This is a genomic window from Acidipropionibacterium jensenii DSM 20535, from assembly GCF_000425285.1.
Classification (GTDB): domain Bacteria; phylum Actinomycetota; class Actinomycetes; order Propionibacteriales; family Propionibacteriaceae; genus Acidipropionibacterium; species Acidipropionibacterium jensenii.
Genome location: NZ_AUDD01000004.1, coordinates 168,839 through 188,884, shown reverse-complemented (window position 1 = coordinate 188,884; position 20,046 = coordinate 168,839). Strand labels below are relative to the sequence as shown.

The following is a 20,046-nucleotide window of genomic DNA, read 5'->3' as shown; positions in this document are numbered from 1 at the left end:
GATGGCTGAGCGCAAGACCGGCTTCGCCCACGCGCTGTACACCGGCGCGATCTCCTACTCCTTCGTCGGACGGCGCAAGGTCTGGTACATCCTCTCCGCGGTGCTGATCGCGATCTCCGTCCTCGGACTGGCGGTCCGCGGACTCAACCTGGGTATCGACTTCCGCGGCGGCGTGGAGTTCAACGCCCCGGTGGCGGTGAGCGCCGGGACCACCGACACGGTGCGCTCGGCGGTGACCTCCTCGGGGGTCTCCGACCTGGACGGCACCGAGGTCGTCACCGTGGGGTCTGACCACGTCCGGGTGCAGACCCGCCCGCTCAGCCCCTCCGAGACGGTGACGATCCGCGAGGCCCTCGCCCGCGCCACCCACGCCGACTCCGGTGCGGTCACCTACTCCAATGTCGGCGCCCAGTGGGGCCAGCAGATCACCAACAAGGGGCTCCAGGCCCTGGCGGTGTTCCTGGTCCTGGTGATGCTGCTGATCTGGATCTACTTCCGCGAGTGGAAGATGTCGGTCTCGGCGGTGATCGCCATGCTCCACGACATCATCGTGACGGTCGGCGTCTACGCCCTGGTCGGCTTCACCGTCACCCCCTCGACCCTCATCGGGGTGCTCACCATCCTGGGCTACTCGCTGTACGACACGGTGGTGGTCTTCGACAAGGTCCGTGAGAACACCGCCGATCTGAACAGTCGTGACATCACCTACTCCGAGGGAGCCAACCGGGCCGTCAACCAGGTCCTGGTCCGGTCCATCAACACCACGATCATCGGCGTCCTGCCGGTGGCCGCGCTGCTCTTCGCCGGTGCCTTCCTGCTCGGCTCGGGACCCCTGGAGGATCTCGGCCTGGCCCTGTTCGTCGGCATGATCGTCGGCGCCTACTCGTCGATCTTCATCGCCACCCCGATCCTGGCTCAGCTGCGCGAGCGCGAGCCGGAGGTTCACGCACACACCGAGGCGGTGCTGCGGCGCCGCGCCAAGGCCGCCCAGGACGCCCCGAAGGTGAGCGCCCAGACGGTCCGGACCGAGGCGGCCGGCGTCGCCGACCTGCCCGAGTCGGTCCCGGGGGCCGATGCCCCGTCCGGATCCTCGAACCGGTCCCAGAACCCTCGCACCACCCGATCGCAGAGGAAGAAATGACCGCCAGCAACGCCGACCTGATCGCCGGTCTGATCCGTTCCGTTCCCGACTTCCCGAAGCCCGGGGTGGACTTCAAGGACATCACCCCGCTGCTGGGAAGCCCCAACGGCTTCTCGGCGGCGATCGAGGAGCTGGTTCGGGCGGCCCCCGAGGATCTGGACGTGGTGGTCGGCATCGAGGCCCGCGGATTCGTCTTCGCGGCCCCGGTGGCACTGGCCCTGGGGGTCGGCTTCGTGCCGGTCCGCAAGCCGGGCAAGCTGCCCTGCGAGGTCTTCTCGAAGAGCTTCGACCTGGAGTACGGCCGGGAGACCCTCACCATCCACCAGGACGCCATCCCGAGCGGCTCCCGGGTGATGATCGTCGACGACATCCTCGCCACCGGCGGCACCCTGGCCGCCACCGCCGGACTGCTCGGCCAGCTCGGGGTGGAGCTGGCCCAGGTCTCGGTGCTGATGGAACTGGAGGCCCTGGGCGGGCGCCGGGTGCTCCAGGATGCCGGCATCGACCACTTCCACGCCATCGTGAAGGGCTGAACGGGGCCCCGTCATGTCCCAGGAGCAACCGCTCGACCAGACCAGTCGCCAGTTGAGGCGACGGGCCATGGTGAGCATGCCCTTCAAGGCCCACAGCCCCCTGGTGGAGCTGGGACGCCGGGCGCTGCTGGCACTGGTCCTGATGGGGATCAGCACGGTCATCGTCTACGTCGACCGGGGCTCCTACATCGACAACGTCACCCACCAGCCGATCACCTTCATCGACGCCCTGTACTACTCGACGGTCACCGTCACCACCACCGGCTACGGAGACATCACCCCACTCACCCCGTGGGCGCGGCTCATCAGCGCCATCGTCGTCACCCCGCTGAGGATCGGATTCCTGGTCCTGCTGGTCGGGGCCACCCTGGAGGTGCTCGCCAATGAGGGCCGGCGGGGCCTGCGAGACGCCAGTTGGAGAAGGCATATGCGCAATCACACCGTCGTCATCGGCTATGGCACCAAGGGACGCAGCGCCATCACGACGCTGCTCAACCACGACCTCCCCTCGGACCGGATCGTCGTGATCGACGCCAAGGGGACCGCGGTCGCCGAGGCCAACCGGCACGGACTGGCCGCCTTCGAGGGGGACGCCACCCGCCGCGACCTGCTGCGCCGCGCCGAGGTCGCCAAGGCCCGTGAGGTGATCATCACCCTGCCTCGCGACGACACCGCCATCCTCACCACCCTCACCGTGCGCCAGCTCAACGCCCGCTGCCACATCGTGGTCGCCGGCCGCGAGGAGGAGAACCTGCCCCTGCTGCGCGAGTCCGGGGCCAATGCGGTGGTCACCTCCGCCGACGCGGTGGGACGACTGCTGGGCCTGACCACCGTCAACCCGCACGTCGGCGAGGTGGTCGACGACCTCATCTCCAGCGCCCACGGGATGGAGGTCATCCAGCGGATGGTCAGCGCCAACGAGGTGGGGGCACGCCCCTCCGACATCGTCAACGAGAGGGTCCTGGCGGTGGTCCGCAACGGGACGCTGCGCAACTTCTACGACCCCACCCTCGACAAGTTGAAGGCCGGCGACTCGGTGATCGTGGTTCGCCGTGCGCTGACCCGGCACCGGGCAACTCCTCAGCCACCGCACAGTTGAGAAGGAGGGCACTAGACTGGCGCCCACCCCACGGGCTGCACAAGGAGGTCCATCGTGGCTGAGGAGAGCGTCTACGGGCCCTACGGCACCGGACACGGTGCCACCGGGCGGGTGCGTCCCCAGCCTGCCGAGGGGACGCCGCAGCCCAGAATGAGGATGCGCGAGAGGATCGTCCGCTGGCGCGCCCCCAAGGCGCCCGCCCAGGCGGTCCTCGATCCCCTCATCTCGACCGTCCTGGCCTCCCACGCCGGCTCCGACATCGCCCTGCTGGAACGGGCCTATGAGACCGCTGACCACTACCACCGCGGCCAGACCCGCAAGTCCGGGGACCCCTACATCACCCACCCGCTGGCGGTGGCGATGATCCTCGCCGAGCTCGGGATGGACGACCAGACGCTGTGCGCGGGCCTGCTCCACGACACCGTCGAGGACACCTCGTACACGATGGAGCAGCTCACCGCCGACTTCGGCGAGGAGGTCGCCCTGCTGGTCGACGGCGTCACCAAGCTCGACAAGGTGCAGTACGGCTCCTCGGCGAAGGCCGAGACGATCCGCAAGATGGTCATCGCGATGAGCCGCGACATCCGGGTGCTGGTGATCAAACTCGCCGACCGGCTGCACAACATGCGGACCATCGGCTTCCTTCGCCCCGACAAGCAGAACCGGATCGCCCGCGAGACCCTGGAGATCTTCGCCCCGCTGGCCCACCGACTCGGCGTCAACGCCATCAAGTGGGAGCTTGAGGACCTGGCCTTCTCCACCACCCAGCCGAAGGTCTACGACGAGATCGTCCACCTGGTCGCCGAGCAGGCCCCGCAGCGGGAGAAGCAGCTCAAGGAGGTCATCGAGATCGTCCGCCAGGACCTGGCCGACGCCGGGATCAGGGCGACCGTCTACGGACGTCCGAAGCACTACTACTCGATCTACCAGAAGATGGTGGTGCGCGGCCGCGACTTCTCCGACATCTACGACCTGGTCGGGCTGCGGATCCTGGTGGACTCCCCCCGCGACTGTTATGCCGCCCTCGGTGTGATGCACGTCCGGTGGAACCCCCTCCCGGGGCGTTTCAAGGACTACATCGCGATGCCGAAGTACAACATGTACCAGTCCCTGCACACCACCGTGCTGGGGCCCGGCGGGCGTCCGGTGGAGCTGCAGATCCGCACCCACGAGATGCACCAGCGCGCCGAGTACGGTGTCGCCGCCCACTGGAAGTACAAGGAGAACCCCAACTCGGTGGGCAAGGGGGTCCAGCCCGACGGGGCCGAGCTGTCCTGGGTGCACAGCCTCAACCAGTGGTCGCGGGAGGAGTCCGACCCCAGCGAGTTCCTCGACTCCCTGAGGTTCGAGATCAACTCCACCGAGGTCTACGTCTTCACCCCCAGGGGAGACGTGATGTCACTGCCCCAGGGAGCCACCCCGGTCGACTTCGCCTACTCGGTGCACACCGAGGTGGGCCACCACTGCATCGGCGCCCGGGTCAACGGGAAGCTGGTGCCCCTGGACACCCAGCTGGCCAACGGCGACATGGTCGATGTGCTGACCTCCCACGCCCCCGACGCCGGGCCGAGCCGCGACTGGCTGAGCTTCGTCACCAGCCCGCGGGCCCGCTCGAAGATCAAGGCCCACTTCACCCGGGAACGCCGCGAGGAGTCCATCGAGGCGGGCAAGGAGTCGATCGCCAAGCAGATCCGGCACAACCGGATGCACATCCAGCAGCTGCTCACCGTGGAGTACCTCACCGCGGTCGCCGATGACCTCAAGGTCGGCGACATCAACTCCCTCTATGCCGCGGTGGGGGAGCACAACATCGGCCCCCAGGCGGTGGTCGAGAGGCTCATCGCACTGGGCGGAGGGGTCGAGGAGACCCGTGCCGAGCAGGAGGAGGACGCCGCCGTCGAGGTGGCTGCGCGTCCGCACCGCCGGCACACCGAGGCCGGTGTGGAGGTGGACGGCCAGCCCGACATGCTGGTGAAGCTGGCCCGCTGCTGCACCCCGCTGCCCGGCGACGCCATCATGGGCTTCGTGACCCGCTCCGACGGGGTCTCGGTGCACCGCACCGACTGCAGCAACGCCAAACACCTGCTCCAGTACCCCGAGCGGATCGTCCCGGTGTCCTGGGCCGGGGAGGCCGACGAGGGGTATGTCGTCACCGTCCAGGTGGAGGGGTTGGACCGCTCCGGTCTGCTCTTCGACACCTCGAAGATCCTCGCCGAGCAGGGGGTCTCGATCCTGTCGGCCAATGTCAGCGCCTCGAAGAACCATCTGGCTCGGCTCAAGCTCACCTTCGAGTCACCCGATCCCACCCATCTCAAGCACCTGGTCGAGTCGATCCGCCGGATCTCCGGTGTCTACGACGTCTTCCGCGTCAAGTCCTGATCGCGGGACCCGTCGCGATCGGGGCCACGTCCTGAGCGAGGGGCGGGCACTCCGGCCGGGTGGGTAGGGTTTGCGACGTGCGTTATCTCTCCACCCGCGGACTGCCCGACGACCCCCGGCCCGGATTCTGGGACATCCTCCTGGAGGGGCTGGCCCCCGACGGGGGCCTCTACCTGCCGCAGAACTACCCGCAGGCCGACGACCAGACCCTCGACCGGTGGCGGCATGTCCTGGCCACCGAGGGCTACCCGGGGCTGGCCCAGGCGGTGCTGTCCCTGTTCATCGACGGGATCGACCCCGCCGACCTGCGTCGGCTGTGCGAGCTGGCCTACGGGCCGGGGGTGTTCTCCAGCCCCGAGGTGGTCCCGGTCTCCGAGCTGGACGGCGGCCTGTGGCTGGCCCACCTGTCGGGAGGCCCGACGGCGGCCTTCAAGGACATCGCCATGCAGCTGCTCGGCCGGCTCTTCGAGTTCGAGCTCGGCCGGCGCGGTCGGGGGCTGACGATCCTGGGCGCCACCAGCGGTGACACCGGTTCGGCCGCCGAGTACGCGATGCGCGGGCTGGCGGGGATCCGGGTCTTCATGCTCACCCCGGCCGGGCGGATGACCCCCTTCCAGCAGGCCCAGATGTTCAGTCTGGACGACCCGTCGATCGTCAACATCGCCGTCGACGGCGTCTTCGACGACTGCCAGGACCTGGTCAAGGAGGTCTCGGCGGACCTGGCGTTCAAGCACCGCTACGAGATCGGCGCGGTGAACTCGATCAACTGGGCCCGGCTGGTCGCCCAGGTGGTGTACTACGTCGCGGCCTGGCTGCGGGTCTCGACCACCGGTGGTCCGGTCTCCTTCGCGGTGCCCACCGGCAACTTCGGCGACATCATGGCCGGCCATGTGGCCCGGATGATGGGCCTGCCGATCGACACCCTGGTGCTGGCCACCAATGAGAACGACGTCCTCGACGAGTTCTTCCACACCGGCGTCTACCGGGTCCGCTCGGCCGCCGAGACGAGGGCCACGTCCTCGCCCAGCATGGACATCTCCAAGGCCTCGAACTTCGAACGGTTCGTCTTCGACCTGCTCGGACGCGACGCCGGAAGGGTCCGCGAGCTGTTCGCCGACAGGCTGGTGGCCGAGGGGATGTTCGACCTGTCGGGGACACCCGAGTTCCAGACCCTCAGGCAGCGGTTCGGTCTGGTCTCGGGATCCTCGCGTCATGCCGACCGGCTGGCCGCGATCGCCGATGTGGACCGTCGTGACGGCGTCCTCATCGACCCGCACACCGCCGATGCGGTGACGGTGGCCCGTCGGCACGTCCAGCCGGGGGTGCCGATGATCGTGCTGGAGACGGCCCTGCCGGTGAAGTTCGCCGCCACCATCGAGGAGGCGGTGGGACGCCGTCCCGAGCGCCCCGCCCGGTTCGACGGGCTGGAGGACCGGCCCCGCCACGTCGTCGAGATGCCCGACGACGTGGCGACCCTCAAGGCGCTGATCGCCGAACGGGTCAGCCGCTGAAGCAGCAGGTCAGGCGGTGAAGTCGTCCAGGGTCTTGCGGGCCTGGTCCAGCCAGCTCTGGTAGGTCTGGACGGACTCGCGGGCCTTGCGGGCGTCGGCGTCCTTGCCGGCCGCCTCGGCCTTCTCGGCGTCGGCGGTGAGCTTGTCGATCTGGGACTGGAGCATCGTGACGGTCTCCTCGGCCCGCTCGCGGGCCTGAGGATCGGTGCGCTTCCACTCGGCCTGCTCGGCGGAGTGGACCTTCTCCTCCAGGTCGCGCACCCGGGCGTCGATCCGGCGGATCGCGTCGCGCGGAACCTTGCCGATCTCGTTGAACCGGTCGAGGAAGGAGCGGAACTGCTCCTTGGCGGCGTTGATGTCGCTGATCGGCAGGATCTGCTTCTCGGCGGCCTCCAGGAGGGTCTCCTTGGCCTCCTGATTGCCCCGGAACTCCTCATCCTGCTGGCTCATTGCGGCGGTCCGGGCGTCGAAGAAGGTGTCCTGGATCTTGCGGAACTTCTTCCACAGCGCGTCATCGACCTCGCGGGGCGCCGGGCCGGCGGCCTTCCAGCGGGCCATCAGGTCGCGGAAGTCCCGCGCGGTGGGTCCCCACTCGGTGGAGGTGGCCAGCGGGGCCGCCTCCTCGATGATGGCCTCCTTGATCTTGCGGGCATCCTCGCGTTTCGCGTTCTGCTCGGCGAACTGGGCCTTGCGACGCCTGGTGTAGGTGGTCCTGGCGCTGGAGAACCGGTGCCACAGCTCGTCGTCGGTGGTCCGGTCGATCCGGGGGAGCTTCTTCCACTCGTCGAGCAGGTTCCGGAACTTCGTGACCCCGCCGCGCCAGTCGGTGCCGGCCGCGATCTGCTCTGCCCGGCCGACCATCTCCTCCTTGGCCTGGCGTGCCTTGGCCTGGGCATCGGCCTTCTCCTCGCGGCGGCTGGCGGCGCGGGCCTCGATGTCGGGGGTCAGCGCGTCCAGCCGTGCGGCCAGCGAGGCCAGGTCGCCCACCGCGTTGGCCTCAAGGATCGATGTGCGCAGCTTCGCGGCGGCCTGGCGGGCGTTCTCGGGGGACAACCGGCCGGACTTCAACCTCGACTCCAGCAATCCCACCTCCGTCTCCAGGGAGTTGTAGCGTCTGACGAAGAACGCGATCGCCTCCTCGCCGGACACATCCGGGACCTGCCCAACGGCCCGCTCCCCATCAGGGGTGCGGACATAGACGGTTCCGTCCTCATCGACTCGACCGAATGACTGCGGACCTGCAACCTGACTCATGAGGGCCATCTTGCCCGATATTGTGGCGGTTGTGCTCATCGTCTCCTTCGTCACCGGCCCCTGGCAGGCCAACTGCTACCTCGTGGCGGCCGGACCCGGAAGCGACTGCGTCGTCGTCGACCCCGGTGTCGGGGCCCTCGAGATGCTTTCCCGGGCGCTGTCGGAGCACCAGCTCCGGCCGGCTGCGGTGGCGGTGACCCACGGTCACATCGACCATGTCGGGTCGGCCCGCGAGATCTGCCGTGACTACCGCATTCCGGTGCTGTGCCCGGTCGACGACCGCAACCTGCTGTCGGACCCGATGGCCGCGCTGATGCCCGAGGCCGCCCCCCTCATCGAGCAGTTCTACGGCACCACCACTCTGGAGGAGCCCGATGAGGTCGTCGATGTGGCTCCCGACTCCCACCACGAGCTGGCCGGTTTCGACCTGCAGTTCCTGCACGCCCCCGGTCACACCCCGGGATGCTCGATGATCCGACTGGTCGACGAGCAGTACGGACCGATCGTGATGTCGGGGGACGTCGTCTTCGCCGGATCGGTGGGGCGCACCGACATGCCCGAGGGCGACCCCTCGGTGATGGCCACCAGCCTCGCCCGTGTGGTGGGCGCCCTCGATGACAGGACCCACCTGCTGCCCGGTCACGGACCGGCGACCACGATGGACCAGGAGCGCAGGACCAACCCGTACCTCCAGGGCCTGGGCTGATCCGGCCGCAGTTGCGCCGGCACCCCGGGCCGTGGGCCATCGACGCCATCCACGATCCCGGCTTCTAGACTGACCATCTCAGGTCGTACCGCCCCTACTCATCGTCAACCCGATCTCATCTCCCAGATCAGAAGGAATCCTTCATGCCCCGCCTCAAGCCGTTGTCCGGTTTCCCCGAGTTCTTGCCCCAGGGACAGATGGTGGAGAACCACGTCGTCCGGATTCTTGAGGAGACCTTCGAGCTCCACGGGTTCGCCCCCATCACCACCCGGGCGGTCGAGACGATGGAGTCGCTGACCCGCAAGGGGGAGATCGACAAGGAGGTCTACGTGGTGAGTCGGCTGCAGGCCGATGAGCACGACTCCCATCGCGACAAGGACCAGCTCGGTCTGCACTTCGATCTCACGGTGCCCTTCGCCCGCTATGTGCTGGAGAATGCCGGACACCTGGACTTCCCCTTCCGCCGCTACCAGATCCAGAAGGTGTGGCGGGGTGAGAGGCCCCAGGAGGGCCGCTACCGCGAGTTCAGCCAGGCCGACATCGACATCGTCGGCTCCGAGACGCTGGCCGAGCACCACGACGTCGAGGCCCCCCTGGTGATGCTGGAGGCCCTCGAGAGGCTGCACACCGAGCTGGGATTCCCGCCGGTGCTGATGCACGTCAACAACCGCAAGCTCTCCGAGGGGTTCTACCGGGGGCTGGGTATCGAGGAGCCCGCCGGCGTCCTCCAGCGGGTCGACAAGTACGACAAGATCGGGCCCGAGGCGGTCCACGAGCTGCTCACCGAGGAGCTCGGGCTGAGCGACCACCAGGCCGACAAGTGCGTGGCGCTGGCCGGGATCTGCTCGGCCGACCACTCCTTCATCGACCAGGTGCGCGATCTCGGGGTGTCCAACGAGATGCTGGAGGAAGGGCTGGACTCCCTGAACCGGGTCGTCACCGCCGTGAACAAGGCGGTGCCGGGCCGGATGGTCGCCGACCTCAAGATCGCCCGTGGCCTGGACTACTACACGGGCACCGTCTACGAGACCGAGCTGGTCGGTCACGAGTCGATGGGGTCGGTGTCCTCGGGCGGCCGCTACGACTCCCTGGCCTCCGACGGCAAGCACACCTACCCGGGGGTGGGCATCTCGCTGGGCCTCACCCGCCTGCTGGCGCCGGTGATCTCCAAGGGGCAGCTCACCTCCACCCGGACGGTGCCCAGCGCGGTGCTGGTGGCGGTGAACACCGAGGAGGAGAGGGGCGTCTCCGAGGATGTGGCGCGGTCCCTGCGCGCCCGGGGCATCGCCTGCGAGGTGGCGCCCAGGGCCGACAAGTACGGCAAGCAGATCAAGCACGCCGACCGGCGGGGGATCCCCTTCGTGTGGTTCCCGGGACGACTTGGCCAAGTGGGGTCCGACCAGGTCAAGGACATCCGTTCCGGTGACCAGGTCGACGCCGACTCCGCGGCCTGGCAGCCTCCGGCAGATGACCTGCACCCAGGCGTTGTCGGCCAGTGGTGAGCTGATTTCGCAGTCCGATCCTTCTGCTGGAGAATAGTTCCAGAGATTGTCCGCATTCTGAGATCAACGGGTTTCTGGGAGTCAGAAGTGTCAGTGGTCGTTGGTGTAATTGATACATGGACACCGAACCACTTGATGACTGGGCAGGAGGAATTGCCGTCCGGTCGGCCAGGAAACGTCTGGCCAATGCGCAGAGAATAGTTCGACGGGCCGAGGTGGAGAAGTTTCGCGCGGTGCTCGAGATGATCGACATGTGGACCCTTCCCGACAGGCTGGGGGTCGAACATCCAGCGGCCGAGCGCCGTGTCCCGGTGGGGGCTGCAGGTGCCGGGGAGGTTGGGCAGTTCGTGGCCCTGGAGGTCGCGGCTGCTCTGGGAGTCTCCGAACCGGTGGCATGGCGGTTGGTGCATGATGCTGCGAGCCTGCGTTCCCGCCACCCGGTGATGTGGCAGGCGGTTCAGGATCTGCACCTGGAGGTGTGGCAGGCTCGCAGGATCGTGTCGGCCCGCCGGGAGCTCGGTCTGGACGGTGCTCTGGAGGTGGACCGAAAACTGTCGCGCCACTGGGATTCAGGAGTGGGATTCAGCAGGATCGAGAAGAAGGCCCGGGGATACATCGTCACAGCCGACAAGGCCTTGGCCCTCAAGAAGGCCAGGGAGGCCCGGGACGAGAAGTATGTGAGGATCAGGCACAACGGTGACTCCACATCCATGGTGTTCGCCAGGATCGGCACGAAATCGGCGCTGCACCTGGAGGATTCCCTGGGGCGACTGGCTGATCACCTGATTGCCGAGGGCGCCCAGGATTCTCTGCCATTTCTCAGGGCTGTGGCAATGGAGATGATGGCCACCCCCTATCTTCCCGAGGGCGACGGCGGGGAGGGTTCCGACGACAGCCGCGGTGGTTCACGGACCGGTGTCTTCTCGAGCGCGAGCCCGGCGCCGGTGCTGCCGCTGGCCGATGTGGTGGTGCACATCAGTGCCGAGGACCTCGACCCCACGACGTGGGCCGGCAGGCTCGCGGAGGTGACAACCCGTGGCGGTGATGTGGGGCCGGTGCTGGTGAGCCAGCTGGCCGATCTGCTGGGGCACTTCAGGATCCGGGCGATCCCGGTCATCGATCTCAACCAGGACCTGTCCTTCGACGGCTACCGGATCCCGACCCGGATGAGGATGCAGATGCAGATTCGGGAGGACACCTCGGTGTTCCCCCAACTCGAGTCTCAGATCGTGGACCTGTGATCTGGACCACACCGAGCCGTACCGGCCCGGCGGCCGCGATGGTCCAGCTGCTAGGGGCCAGACGCGAACCTCCAACCTCGGCCCGCTCTCCCGATCCGAGCATCGAGCCAAGACCGCGGGGTCCTGGACTGTCGTCCAGCCTGCCCAGGGCCTCTACCTGTGGACCTCGCCCACCGGTATGCGCTTCGCCGTTGTCAACGGTCACACCCACCGACTCGCGGGCAGAGCAGACGACCGGCCTGTCGCACCGGAGAAGTGACGGGCCGGGATCGCGATCGGCTCGACGTCACGGTGAAGGGCCCGGCGAACATCCACCGGGTCCGCTGTGACTGAGCCCGAGTGTCGACGACGCTTGAAGATGCGGGCAGCGACCACGCGGCAAGCCTCGGTGGCCAGACCAGGTCCTCATCAGGGGCGTTCACAGCAGGAACTGAGCCAGCCTTCACGGCGTGATCCTGGATGGGTGTGGTCGAGTTTGGGTGCGTGTCCTGCCCCGAAGTCGACCAGACCTCGCGTCGCGGACGCAGTTCCTTTGCTGGGCACCGGGTTGAGCCGGGCCGTCGACGATCAGTGGTGAGGCGAACAGCCTTCGGGACATGGCTGGATGTTGAGTGTGGCTGGCTCGTGGTGAGTGGTCCTGATCCCGGGAGGGCTACAGGGTGTGGTCGAGTTTGGGTGCGTCTATTGCGCCGAAGTCGACCAGACCTCTGTTATCGGACAGAAGCGGTCCGCTGGGCGACCTCGCTACTCGGTCGACCGGTGCCGATGAGGGGTGACGTCGAGACACGGCCGACACACGGCAGAACCGCGGGCGAGTACCCCAAGGATCAGTGGCGCAGCCGCTCGTGGTCCCGGTGCTGCGGTGAGTCGATCTGGACGGTGGAGTGGGTGACGGGCACCGGGAAGTGCGAGGCCACACAGTCCTCCAGAGCGTGGACGATCAGCACACTTCCCGGCTCGTCGACCTCGGGGGCCACCGTCAGGTGGGCGGTGAGGGAGACATTTCCGGTGGAGATGGTCGTGACGTGGAGGTCGTGGACGTCGTCAACCCCCGGGATCGACAGGATGTGGTCGCGCACCATCGCCAGATCCAGACCCTCGGGAGTCTCCTCCATGAGGATGCGCAACGACCGTCTCAACAACACGACCGCCCGCGGTGCCATCAGCACGGCGATGAACAGGGAGGCCACCGCGTCACCGGTGTGCCAGCCGGTGGTGAGCGCCAGGATCGCCGCGACGATGACGGCCAGTGACCCGAGTGCGTCATTGGCCACCTCCAGGAAGGCCGCGCGCATGTTGAGGGAGTCCCCACGCCCCCCGGCCAGGATGAACAGGGACACGGCATTGGCGACCAGTCCGATGACTCCGATCGCCAGCATCGGCAACGGGTCCAGCGGCGTCGGGGATGCGAGCCGCTGGATCGCCTCCCAGGCGACCATCAGGCAGATGATCACCAGCATTCCGGCCTGGAGCGCGGCCGCGATGATCTCCGATCGCTCCCAGCCCCAGGTGTGCCGGTCGTCGCGGGGCCGGGCCATCAGCACGGTGGCGATCAGAGCCACCACCAACCCTGTGGAGTCCACCGCCATGTGTCCGGCATCGGCCGCCAGGGCCAGAGACCCGGAGATGGACGCACCGACCAGTTCGAGGACCAGGACGACTACGGTCACCGCCAGGGCGGCGGACAACCGCCTCCGCGAGACACCGTGCCCACCATGCTGGTGTCCTCCGTGCCGGTGCTCATCGCGCTGGTGTTCATCGTGTTGATGCCCGGGACGCTGCACCGCCGAGGAGTTCTGCGCCGAGGGATCCGGCAGCCTGTGAGAGCCCGGCACCGACTCCGCCCCCGAGGTTGTCCGGGTGTCCGATGGCCCGTGCGCCCCCGAGATCGTCCAGGGGCCAGACCCCTCCGGGCCAGAGACCCCGTGCGAGTCAGGATTGCGGTGAGACCCACCGGGGGAGTGAGCCAGATGCCCGGCGTCCTCCCCGCAGCTGTGCCGCTCGTGCCGCTCGGTCGGATCGCGGTGCTCAGACATGATGGCGAGAACCCTTCTCGATAAACCCCCATGGGGTATCCAGACAGGGCCCACACTACCCCGGGCCGACCGCGGTGGATCAGACTCCGGCGAGTTCCTGAGGGACCACCGGGGCGGTCGCCGGAGAGGTCGGGATGTCCTCGGCCGGTGCGGCGTTGCGGTCCCTGGCGGTGGCCGCCATCAGCTTGATCCGGTTGAGCTGGTTCACCTGGGAGGCGCCGGGATCGTAGTCGACCGAGACGATGTTGGCCTGCGGGTACTGACGTCGCAGCTCCCGGAAGATCCCCCGTCCGGTGACGTGGTTCGGCAGACAGGCGAAGGGCTGGACGCAGGCGATGTTGGGGACATCGCCGCGGATCATGTCGACCATCTCGCCGACCAGGTACCAGCCCTCCCCGGCCTGGTTGCCGAGCTCCACGATCTTCTGGGCCTCCGACATCAGGGTGGTGATCGGGGTGGAGACCTCGAACCGGGAACTGGCGGCCAGCTCGGCGTCGATCGGCTTCTGGTACTGCAGCAGTAGGGCCCGGAAGGCCTTCTTGATGTGGCGTCCCCACTTGTCGGTGCCGAAGGTCTTGTAGTTGTAGTCCCCCGAGGACAGGCAGTTGTAGACGAACCACATGAGTCCGGGCAGCACAGCCTCGCAGTCCTCGGCCTCGATGGTCTCCACGATGTGGTTGTTGGCGTCGGGATGGAACTGGACAAGGATCTCGCCGAGCACCCCGACACGCGGCTTGCGCGCGATGTCGCGCAACTCCAGGGCGTCGAAGTCGGAGACGATGCCGGCGATCAGTCGGCGGTAGGAGGTCTTGCCACCGAGCGTCTGGGAGTGGCTGGAGCCGGTGAAGTGCTCGCGGCAGATCGTCGTCCAGTGCTCCATCAGCGCGTCGGCCGATCCCGCCACGGCCTCGTAGGGGCGGGTTCTCAGGTGCACCTTCTGCAGCAGGTCGCCCAGCGAGATGGCCTGAACCATCCGGTGCACCAGGGGCCCGGTGAGACTGAACCCGGGGTTCTCCTCGACCCCCTGCAGGCTGGCGGCGATCACCGGGATGGCGCCGAAGCCGGCGTCCTTGAGTCCCTTGCGCAGCAGTGCGATGTAGTTGGTGGCGCGGCACATCCCACCGGTCTGGGTGAGGAAGAGGGTGGTGTGCTCCAGGTCGTAGCGCCCCGATCTCAGCGCCGAGACCAGCTGGCCGATGACGACGATCGCCGGGAAGCAGGCATCGTTGTTGACCAGGGACAGGCCGTACTCGATGTCGGACCTCGGTGCCGTCTCCAGCACCTCGACGCGGTACCCGCAACTGCGCAGCGCCGCCTCGGCCAGGGTGGTCTGGTAGGGGGCCAGCTGGGGCACCAGGATCGTGTGGGTCGCCTTCATCTCCTTGGTGAAGGGCACCCGGTCGTCGCTGAGGTGGCCCGTCGGGGCCGGACGCGGGTGACTCTGCCGGTCCTTGGCGGCGGCGTGCAGGGAGCGCAGCCGGATCCGGGCGGCTCCCAGGTTGGAGACCTCGTCGATCTTCAGGGTGGTGTAGATCCGGTCCCGGGCGGCCATGATCTCGCGCACCTGGTCGGTGGTTATGGCGTCGAGTCCGCATCCGAAGGAGTTGAGCTGGACGATCTCCAGATCCTTGCGGGAGGCCACGAACGCGGCCGCCTGGTAGAGCCGGGAGTGGAACATCCACTGGTCGCGCACCCGCAGCGGGCGCTCCAGCAGGTCGGCCCCCAGATGGGCCACGGAGTCCTCGGTGAGGACCGCCAGTCCCAGCGAGTTGGCCATCTCCGGGATGCCGTGGTGGATCTCGGGGTCGACGTGGTAGGGCCGTCCGGCCAGCACGATGCCGGGCACCTGGTGCTCGCTCATGTAGGCCAGCGCGTCCTCGCCCATCTGCCTGATGTCGGCGTGGAAGGAGGCGTCCTCGGCCAGCCCCTTGTCGATCGCCTCACGGGCCTCCTCGTAGCTCACCCCGTCGGCGGCGAAGACCTCGGCCAGCCGCTCGGCCAGCTTCTCGGGGTCGGCCAGCGAGAGGAAGGGGGAGAGCAGTTCGACGTCCTTGTCGCGCAGGTCCTCCACATTGGCGCGGATCACCTCGGGGTAGGAGGCCACCACCGGGCAGTTGAAGTGATTGTCGGCCCCCTCCACGGAGACCTGCTCGAAGCGGATGCACGGGTCGAAGATCCGCTTGACGCCGCGCTCGATGAGGTCCTCGATGTGGCCGTTGTTGAGCTTGGCCGGGTAGCAGATGTTCTCACTGGCGATCGACTCCATGCCCTTGTCGAAGAGCTCGTGGGAGGACCGCCCCGAGATCATCACCCGGTAGCCCAGGGCCGACAGGGTGGTGAACCAGAACGGGTAGTTCTCGTACATGTTGAGGGCACGCGGCAGGCCCAGATCCCCGCGGAAGGCCTTCTTGGCGGTGAGACGCCGGTAGGAGAAGAGGCGCTTGTACTTGGCCTCGAAGACATTGGGCAGTTCGGACTTGGGACGCCGTCCGGCCGCCTTGTTGTCGACCTCGGCACCCCGGTCGCACCGGTTGCCGGAGACGAACACCCGGCCGTCGGAGAAGGTCGAGATGGTGCGCTGGCAGTGGTTCTGGCACAGCGTGCAGTCGTCGCGGTGGGTTTCCACGGCGAACCCGTCGAGCTCGGCGCGGTCGCGCAGTCCCACCCCCTCGGAGTCCTCCCCGGCGTGGAACCGGGCACGGGCGGTCATCGCCGCGCCGTAGGCCCCCATCAGGCCGGCCTCGTCGGGGCGGACCACCTCGTGGCCGGTGAGCAGCTCGAAGGCGCGCAGCACGGCGTCGTTGAGGAAGGTGCCGCCCTGGACGACCACCCGCTCACCCAGCTGAGCCGGGTCGGTGAGCTTGATCACCTTGTACAGGGCGTTGCGGACCACCGAGTAGGACAGCCCGGCGGCGATGTCGCTGGGGGTGGCCCCCTCCTTCTGCGCCTGCTTGACCGAGGAGTTCATGAACACGGTGCACCGGCTGCCCAGATCCACCGGGTGCTCGGCCAGCAGACTCATCTGCGCGAAACTGCGGATGTCGGTGTCCATCCCGGCGGCGAAGGTCTGCAGGAAGGAGCCGCAGCCCGAGGAGCAGGCCTCGTTGACACTGATCGAGTCGATGCAGTTGTCGAAGACCCGTAGGTACTTCATGTCCTGGCCGCCGATGTCGATGATCGAGGTGACCCCGGGGCGCAGGTGCTCGGCGGCCCGGTAGTGGGCCATCGTCTCGACCTCGCCGTCCTCGGCGCCCAGGGCGGCCTTGACCAGTCCCTCCCCGTACCCGGTGGTGCAGGTGCGGGCGATCCGGGCCCCCTCGGGGAGGTTGTCGTAGAGGTCGGCCAGGATCCCGACCGCGGCATTGACCGGATCTCCCTCGTTGGAGGCGTAGTGGGAGGCGACGATGGTGAGGGAGTCGTCGAGCAGGACCGACTTGATCGTGGTGGACCCGGCGTCGATCCCCAGGAACAGGTCACCGCGGGCCGATGAGAGCGGCCGGGCGGGCAGCTTGGTGCGGGCATGGCGGGAGTGGAAGGAGTCCAGCTCGGCCTGGTCGTGGAACAGCGGAGGCATCGACTGGCTCACCCCGCTCTGGGTTCGGGCGGTGCGCGCCCGGGTGGCCAGGTGGGACAGGCTCAGCGGTGCGGACTCGGCCTTCAGGGCGGCCCCCATCGCGACGTAGAGCTGGGCCCGCTCCGGGGTGACGAAGTGGTCGACCTTACCGGCCAGGACGTCGCCGAAGGCCTTGCGCAGGCTGGGCATGAAGTGCAGCGGACCGCCCAGGAAGATCACCTGGCCGCGGATCGGACGGCCGCAGGCCAGCCCGGCGATGCACTGGGTGGCGACCGCGCGCATCACCGAGGCGGCCAGGTCCTCGTGACGGGCCCCCTCGTTGATCAGCGGCTGGAGGTCCGACTTGGCGAAGACCCCGCACCGGGAGGCGATCGGGTGGGTGGTGGTGGCGCGGCTGGCCAGGTCGTCGAGTCCGGGCGCGTCGGTGTGCAGGAGGGTGGCCATCTGGTCGATGAAGGCCCCGGTGCCACCTGCGCAGGATCCGTTCATCCGCTGCTCGGGGACCGGCTTGAGGTAGGTGATCTTGGCGTCCTCGCCACCGAGTTCCAGCAGGACGTCGGCATCGGGATTCCAGTGCTGGACGGCGGCGGTCTCGGCCATCACCTCCTGGATGAAGGGGACGTTCAGGGCGTCGGCGGTGCCCAGTCCGGCCGAACCGGTCACCGAGACCCGCACCATCGCCCCGGGCAGCGCCTCGGCGGCGTCGGCCAGCAGGGTCGATATGGCACCGGTGATGTCGGCGTGGTGGCGCCGGTAGTCCTCGAAGACGATCGCCGCCCCGGTGAGGGGATCGCCGTCGAAGACCACGGCCTTGATGGTGGTGGAACCAATGTCCAGGCCCATCCGCAGATCTGCTCTCCCAGCATCCATGAGCACATTTCAACACCATGGAAATTCCGGCCCCACCCCACCCCCCTCTATTGCCGTCACTGCCGGTTGCCTACGCTGTGCGCCATGACCAGCACCGCACGCAGGACCGGCGACCCGCAACGGGTCCCGTCGCGGCGCGGCCCCCGCGCACAGTCGGGCCAGGCCCGTGCGGCGATCCTGGCGGCCGCCCGCACCCTCTTCGTGGACAACGAGTTCAGCGCCGTCAGCCTGCGCGCCATCGCCCGGAAGGCCGGCGTCGACACTTCCCTGGTGAGCTACTACTTCGGCACCAAGCAGGACCTCTACAACGAGGCGATGGCGCTGCCCAGCGGCCCCCACCTCATCATCGCCAGGGTCTGCGCCGGGTGCGCTCCCGAGGATCTCGGGGAGGCGCTGATCCGCGCCTTCGTGCAGGCCTGGGACGGCCACGTGGGGGAGTTCACCGAGCGGGGCTCGGCCACCCTGCAGGGAGTCGTCCAGGCGATGGTCACCCAGCCCTACGCCTTCGAACTGGTCAACGACCTGTACCAGCACTCCCTCATCGACCCGATCGTCGCCCTGCTGGGGGACCGGTTCGACCCCGAGGAGGCCCAGCTGCGGGCCACCATCGGACTGGCCCGGCTGCTGGGACTGTTCACCACCCGCTACATCGTCGGCCTGGACGCGTTGGCCCAGATCCCCGGCGAGGAGCTGGTGGCCCGCGAGGGTGCCAGCCTCCAGCAGGTGCTCACCGGTCCCTCGCCGACCCGGGACTGAGGACGCCGGACCGCAACCCGGACATCCCCGCCATGGGGACAACCCCGGTGATCGGGACCCACTGGACCGGTTCTGTGGCTAGAGTGATCCCCAGGCGCAAGGACGCGTTCTGATCACAGCTCCACGGCTCACCGGTCGACACGGTGCGCAAGGCGGATGTGAGCTCCCGGACACGTGCACCGGCAACGGCCGGGGCACGGGGAGCAGCCAGTGCGCGGTCGCCAGCAGGGACACCAGATTCGCTGACAGCAGGGAGTTGGCCATGACGATTGCGATCAAGATCGGTTTCCTCGACGACGATCCGGTGGTCGACGAGAATGGCGGGTTCGCGGGCCGCGGTGCCGGCGGCGCGATCGCCGGACGACTCTTCACGATCTTCCCCGAGGCCGTCCTGGTGGGGCCACAGGACCGTCAGGTCGGTGCCATCACGATGCGCACCCTCCAGCACCTCGATCCCCGTCGCGACCTCATCATCAATCTCGACGTGCTCGACTCGATCGGGCTGTTCCAGAGGCTTCACCGCGGCGGGGCCGAGCCGAGGATCCTCAACATCCAGTGGCTGCCGCCCTCCCATTTCCACCACAAGGTGAACTTCGCTGCGATGGGGCTGTCCTTCGCGCTCTTCCCGACGCTGTGCTCCGGGGAGCGGACCGCCGGTGAGGTGAGCGAGATCGTGCGCCGCTGGACCATTCCGCCGCTGGCCCACCAGGCCAGGATCGGCTGGTTCCACCCCGGCATCCGCGACGACCTGCTGCGGCCCCACACCGACCCCGACGTCCCCGTGGTGCTGTACCCGGCGATCCACCTGGTGGACTCGAAGAAGCCCAAGATCTTCCTCAAGGTGGTGCGCGACGTCGCCAGCAGGATGCCGCTGAAGATGGAGGCCCGACTGGCCCAGCGCGACCTCGCCAGCGTGATGGCGATGAAGATGTCGAACCCCCGATGGGCGAAGGTCTCGCCACTGTTCGGTGAGAAGGAGGAGTACTGGGAGTCCCTCTCCCACGCCACCGCCTTCCTGGCCACCGCCCACGAGGAGGCCTACGGGATGGAGTATCTGGAGGCGCTGCTGGCCGGTGCGGTCGGCATCTTCCCCCACCAGCCGTGGGCCGCCCATCTGGTGCCGGCCTTCTACCCCTACCTGTACGCCACCGAGGACCAGGCGGCCGACATGCTCCAGGAGGTGCTCTCCGACCCGGCCGCCGCCCGCAAGGCGGTCGACGACTCGGCCGGCGGGTCCCTCAAGGACTGGATCCTGGCCAACCACACCCGCGCCGAGGGCAACGAGGCGCTGCGCGCCCAGATCGCCGACTGGTTCCCCGAGGTCGGCTGAGAACCGGGTTCATCGCACAGAGGTCGACCGCAGGGAGCCGTCCGAGCACCCTCCGGTCGACCGCTGTGCGCAGAGGGCGTTCTGGATCCGTCGGGGCCCGGAGCGATAGGCTCA

At 68.1% G+C, this 20,046-nt stretch carries 13 protein-coding genes; 10 read left to right on the top strand and 3 right to left on the bottom strand.

The features are described from left to right. Position 1: 1 nt before the first annotated feature. From secF to thrC, 5 genes are all read left to right on the top strand, one after another. Entirely contained in the window at positions 2–1,141 is a 1,140-nt protein-coding gene (gene secF, locus H590_RS0103955; protein WP_051238149.1) for a protein translocase subunit SecF, read from the top strand. Beyond that, positions 1,138–1,674 (top strand): adenine phosphoribosyltransferase, encoded by a 537-nt coding sequence (locus H590_RS0103950; RefSeq protein ID WP_028702542.1) that lies wholly within the window; start codon positions 1,138–1,140, stop codon positions 1,672–1,674. The genes secF and H590_RS0103950 overlap by 4 nt, the downstream gene beginning before the upstream one ends. Before the next feature lie 13 nt (positions 1,675–1,687). Continuing rightward, entirely contained in the window at positions 1,688–2,773 is a 1,086-nt protein-coding gene (locus tag H590_RS0103945; RefSeq protein WP_028702541.1) for a potassium channel family protein, read from the top strand. A gap of 54 nt (positions 2,774–2,827) precedes the next feature. After that, a complete protein-coding gene (locus H590_RS0103940) occupies positions 2,828–5,152 on the top strand; it encodes a RelA/SpoT family protein (protein ID WP_028702540.1) in 2,325 nt (774 codons plus the stop codon). Positions 5,153–5,229: 77 nt separating this feature from the next. Beyond that, complete coding sequence (thrC, locus tag H590_RS0103935) at positions 5,230–6,663, top strand: threonine synthase (RefSeq protein WP_028702539.1); 1,434 nt, start codon at positions 5,230–5,232, stop codon at positions 6,661–6,663. Between the two features lie 9 nt (positions 6,664–6,672). Here the strand turns inward: thrC and H590_RS0103930 are convergent, their stop codons facing one another. Next, positions 6,673–7,956 (bottom strand): DUF349 domain-containing protein, encoded by a 1,284-nt coding sequence (locus tag H590_RS0103930; protein ID WP_036980929.1) that lies wholly within the window; start codon positions 7,954–7,956, stop codon positions 6,673–6,675. On the opposite strand from H590_RS0103930, the gene H590_RS0103920 reads away from it, so the two are divergent. The 3 genes from H590_RS0103920 to H590_RS0103910 all read left to right on the top strand — a co-directional run bounded on the left by H590_RS0103920 (position 7,949) and on the right by H590_RS0103910 (position 11,366). Beyond that, positions 7,949–8,623 (top strand): MBL fold metallo-hydrolase, encoded by a 675-nt coding sequence (locus H590_RS0103920; protein ID WP_028702536.1) that lies wholly within the window; start codon positions 7,949–7,951, stop codon positions 8,621–8,623. The genes H590_RS0103930 and H590_RS0103920 overlap by 8 nt on opposite strands. A 143-nt stretch (positions 8,624–8,766) precedes the next feature. After that, positions 8,767–10,125, top strand: a complete 1,359-nt coding sequence (hisS, locus tag H590_RS0103915) for a histidine--tRNA ligase (protein ID WP_028702535.1) — start codon at positions 8,767–8,769, stop codon at positions 10,123–10,125. Between the two features lie 116 nt (positions 10,126–10,241). Then, entirely contained in the window at positions 10,242–11,366 is a 1,125-nt protein-coding gene (locus H590_RS0103910; RefSeq protein ID WP_126412597.1) for a DUF222 domain-containing protein, read from the top strand. Between the two features lie 827 nt (positions 11,367–12,193). Here H590_RS0103910 and H590_RS0103905 read toward each other — a convergent pair. Further along, positions 12,194–13,054, bottom strand: a complete 861-nt coding sequence (locus tag H590_RS0103905; protein WP_236082594.1) for a cation diffusion facilitator family transporter — start codon at positions 13,052–13,054, stop codon at positions 12,194–12,196. 427 nt (positions 13,055–13,481) lie between these two features. After that, positions 13,482–17,846, bottom strand: a complete 4,365-nt coding sequence (locus H590_RS0103900) for an acyl-CoA dehydratase activase-related protein (RefSeq protein WP_028702532.1) — start codon at positions 17,844–17,846, stop codon at positions 13,482–13,484. Between the two features lie 84 nt (positions 17,847–17,930). Here H590_RS0103900 and H590_RS0103895 point away from each other — a divergent pair, with 84 nt between their 5' ends. After that, positions 17,931–18,602 (top strand): TetR/AcrR family transcriptional regulator, encoded by a 672-nt coding sequence (locus H590_RS0103895; RefSeq protein ID WP_084149250.1) that lies wholly within the window; start codon positions 17,931–17,933, stop codon positions 18,600–18,602. 262 nt (positions 18,603–18,864) lie between these two features. Continuing rightward, positions 18,865–19,932 carry a hypothetical protein gene (locus H590_RS0103890; RefSeq protein WP_028702530.1) on the top strand — a complete coding sequence of 356 codons (1,068 nt, stop codon included), beginning with the start codon at positions 18,865–18,867 and terminating at the stop codon, positions 19,930–19,932. Positions 19,933–20,046: the final 114 nt, after the last annotated feature.